Here is a 4,268-nt window from a genome sequence, read left to right as displayed (position 1 = left end):
GAAGGTACTTACCGTTACCGGGCCATCAACACTGGTGGTTCCCGTTAACAAGTTACCGCTCTTAGCGGTATCTTCTGGTGTTGTTACGGTTTCAGGGGCATCAGTGAAGATGTCGTTAACCGGAGTAATGTTAATCGTGATGGTATTTGGGCTTTGATCAGTATTTTGACCATTGTTAGCTGTGCCGCCATCATCAATAACCTGGAATGTGAAATTAGCGTAGTTGCTGCCATTCGCATTGGCTACTGGCGTATAAACGAGGTTAGCAATATCAGCGGCAGTAATAACCTGTCCAGCCGTTACTGCGACACCGTTTAACTTTAATGTGCCATCAACTGGCAGCGTAGTAATGATCACCGCTTGTAGCGTATTTGCAGGGGTATCAAGTGGATCACTAAATCCAAAGTCTGCCGCACTAAAGGTGTAGCTACCATCTTCCAAGATAGTCACTGCATTATCTGTACCAGCCGGCGCATCGTTTTTATCGTAATCTAATGACAATGTTTGAACATTGGCATCAGGCGTACCTGAATTACCACTAAAGATATTGCCAGTTCCATTATCCAAAATGGTTCCTGTACCAACAGCAGCGAGTGCTCCAGTATTAGTTGCAGTTAAGGTGAATGTCTCACCATTGTCTGCTGGCGCATCATTAATTACAGCAACACGCACCAATAAGGTAGCAGCCTGCCCTGGCGTTGCATTTCCATCACTCGGAATTTGCACAAAACTACCTGGGGTGTAAGCAACCCAAGCTGTACCGTTAAAGTATTCAAGAGCCTGACCAATATCTGCAGTTGAACCGGTTAAGGTTGCATCTGTACCAGTGCTAGTAGCACCAAGGGCCAGTTTGACATATTGACCTTCAAGACCACCCACAGTAAATACTGCGTAAGGTGAGCCCTCGTTGATTGTTAGATCATTGATGGTTAATGGACGATCATCATCAGGTAATGGCGTGCTGGCTGTTGGAGTTACTACCGCAGCCGTTTGATCTGGCGCTATCGGCGCTGTCAATATGCCATTGATTGAGCTTGGCGCCGCTTCATTAATTGTTGTATTGGGGTCGTCCGCCACAAATATCGTGCCGCTACCGTTATCCAAAATAGTGCCAATACCAGTAACAGCCACATTACTAATATTGGTCGCTACCAACTTGAAGGTTTCACCATTATCCGAAGTAGTGTCATTCACAATGGGTGTGCGAACTAATAGCGTACCGGTGCTATCCAAGCTTACAGAGCCTGTGATGTATGGAACCCAGGCACCAGAAGTAATATCCCAATACTCCAGACCCGTACCTGTTGATGCTCCGTAATCAACGCCGCTACCGCTAGCAATCAAACCGGTAGTGCTATTAGCCAAAGTCAAACTAGAAACGACTTCATTGGAGATGCCGGATACCGTAAATACCATGTAAGGTGAACCTTCATTCACCGTGACATTGTTGATGCTTAAGGAGCGGTCATCATCCAAGGTTGCCGGGAGACTACTGGTGCCAGGTGCCTCTGGGAGGCCAGTGTTATTGGTTGCACTAAATAAGTCACCAGTACCCACGTCTAAAATCGTTGCAGTACCAACGGCGTAAGCGCCGCCCACATTGGTCGCGGTTAAGGTAAAGGTCTCGCCATTATCCGGAGTCGCGTCATTAGTGATAGTTGTGCGCACCAACAAAGTAGTGCCGGTATTGGGGATTTGAACCAAGCTATTTGGTGTGTAAGCAACCCAAGCTGTGCCATTGAAATACTCTAATCCAGACCCATAGTCTGCTGAGCTAGCTGTGCCGTTAGCTAATGCCAATTGCACATACTGACCAGCCGCCCCTGTTACTGTAAATACAGCATAAGGCGAGCCTTCATTAACAGTGAGATTATTAACAGACAAACGACGATCATCATCTAGTGTTGCAGGGCTAACCGCATCGGGTATGATGGTTGTATTGCTTGCAGTAAAAATTACGCCAGTACCGTCATCTTTAATTGTGCCGACGCCAGCAGCAGTCTCGCCGCCTGGACTTGTAGCCAGCAAGTTAAAGGTTTCGTTGTTATCAGCCAATGGGTCATTGCTAATCGCAGCACGCACCAATAAACCACCTGCTGGAATTTGTACAAAATCACCAGGGTTGTAGTCAACCCAAGTTGTGCCATTGAAATATTGCAAAGCAGTACCGGTATCGCTGCCAATTGTGGCTGTACCAGAACTTAAGCTCAAACTGGTGTACTCACCTACTGTACCGGTGACCTTAAATACAGCATATGGTGAACCTTCGCTCACTGTCACGCTGGTAACCGACAACGGGCTGTCGTTGTTCGGTAAGTTGACTGCATCAACAGCACTAACTACACCATTGACCGGAGTTGGTGCAGCAATGACTGCCGGAGTCAGATTAGTTGGATCGGTAAAGGCAAAGACAGTACCGGTGCCATCATCCATGATCGTGACAGTTGCTGGAGTCGCCGCTATACCACCAGTATTTGTGGCAGTTAAGCTAAATGGCTCACTATTATCTGAACCTACATCCTGCTCTGGTGCTAGCAATACACGGACTAATGCCTTACCAGCGCTATCGAGCGGAATTAAATCGCCTGCGTTATAAGGAACCCATGCGGAGCCATTCCAGCATTCGATATTGGTTAATGGGCTATTAGTATTGGTTGGAAAACTTAAAGATACCAATTGACCCGGTGATCCACTCACCACAAATGCAGCATAAGGAGAGCCCTCATTGACGATTGGTGCAACTGCTGTAATTGTCAATGGACGGTCGTCATCCAATGGAACAGTAGGAGTATCTGGAGTACTTGTAGTGTTTGTAGCCAAGAAGACACTACCAGTGCCATCATCTTTAATGGTGCCAACACCAGTGACAGCCGTGCCACCGGTGTTTGTCGCAACCAAGTTCACGGTTTCATTATTGTCACCAGTTGGATCATTGGTAACTGCCGTGCGCACCAATAAACCACCAGCCGGGATCGCTACAAAGCTATTTGGTGTGTAAGGTACCCAAGCACCTGCTCCACTATTGGCAGTTGGATCAAAGTACTCTAAGGTAGTTGCCGTATCAGTACCAACAGTACCTGTACCAGAGGTCAAGCTCAGTTTAGTGAGCTCACCAGTAGCACCAGTAACCGTAAATACTGCGTATGGTGAACCTTCGTTCACGGTCACACTGCTTACTGCTAATGGACGGTCGTCATCCAATGGAACAGTAGGAGTATCTGGAGTACTTGTAGTGTTTGTAGCCAAGAAGACACTACCAGTGCCATCATCTTTAATGGTGCCAACACCCGTTACTGCAGTACCGCCTGCATTGGTTGCTACTAAATTGAAGGTTTCATTGTTGTCTGCTGAAGGATCATTGGTAACTGCCGTGCGCACCAATAAACCACCTGCTGGGATAGCGACAAAACTACCTGGGGTGTAATCCACCCAAGCGGTGCCATTAAAGTACTGCAAAGCTGTACCCGAGTCAGTACCAACGGTCGCGGTACCAGAGCTTAGGCTCAAGCTGGTTAATTGACCAGTAGCACCAGTAACCGTAAATACTGCGTATGGTGAACCTTCGTTCACGGTCACACTGCTTACTGCTAATGGACGGTCGTCATTTGGCAGGTTAACTGCATCAGTGCTACCCACTACTCCGTTGACTGGAGTTGGTGGTGTCAGTGTTGCAGGCGTGATTCCAGTTGGATTGGTAGAAGTAAATTGAGTGCCAGTACCATCATCTTTAATCGTAACGACGGCAGGCGTTGCGCTAGTGCCACCAGTATTGCTAGCGGTTAAGCTAAATGGCTCATTGTTATCCAAGATTGCATCTTGCTCTGGCGCCAATAGCACACGGACTAATGCCTTACCAGCGCTATCGAGCGTAATTAAATCACCAGAATTGTAAGGGACCCATGCGGAGCCATTCCAATATTCAATTGAAGTTAATGGGCTGCTGGTATTGGTTGGAAAACTGAGTGAAGCCAGTTGATCAGGAGAGCCAGTAACTACAAAAGCAGCATAAGGAGAACCTTCGTTGACGGTTGGCGCAACTGCTGCAATAGTTAATGGACGGTCATCATTCAGATTGACCGGCAAACCATTGCTGCCCGGCTCTTCTGGCCTGCCAGAGGTATTGACGCTGCTAAATAAGACACCAGTACCATCATCCAAAATCGTAGCAGTACCAGTAGCACTAGTAGTGCCAGTATTGGTCGCTGTTAAGGTGAAGGTCTCACCATTGTCTGGTGTGGTGTCATTGGTAATTGCGCTGCGGACTAATA

1 protein-coding gene is annotated in these 4,268 nt (G+C 47.4%); it reads right to left on the bottom strand.

The window, feature by feature from the left end; genetic code table 11:
* The coding region (locus tag ICN19_RS08175) for a hypothetical protein (RefSeq protein ID WP_216246965.1) at positions 1–4,268 on the bottom strand (4,268 nt) is incomplete at both ends.

Origin of the sequence: Polynucleobacter sp. AP-Capit-er-40B-B4, assembly GCF_018882245.1 — a bacterium.
Lineage (GTDB): Bacteria > Pseudomonadota > Gammaproteobacteria > Burkholderiales > Burkholderiaceae > Polynucleobacter.
Note: the sequence above shows the minus strand (reverse complement) of the source record. Positions and strands in the feature narration are given on the sequence as shown.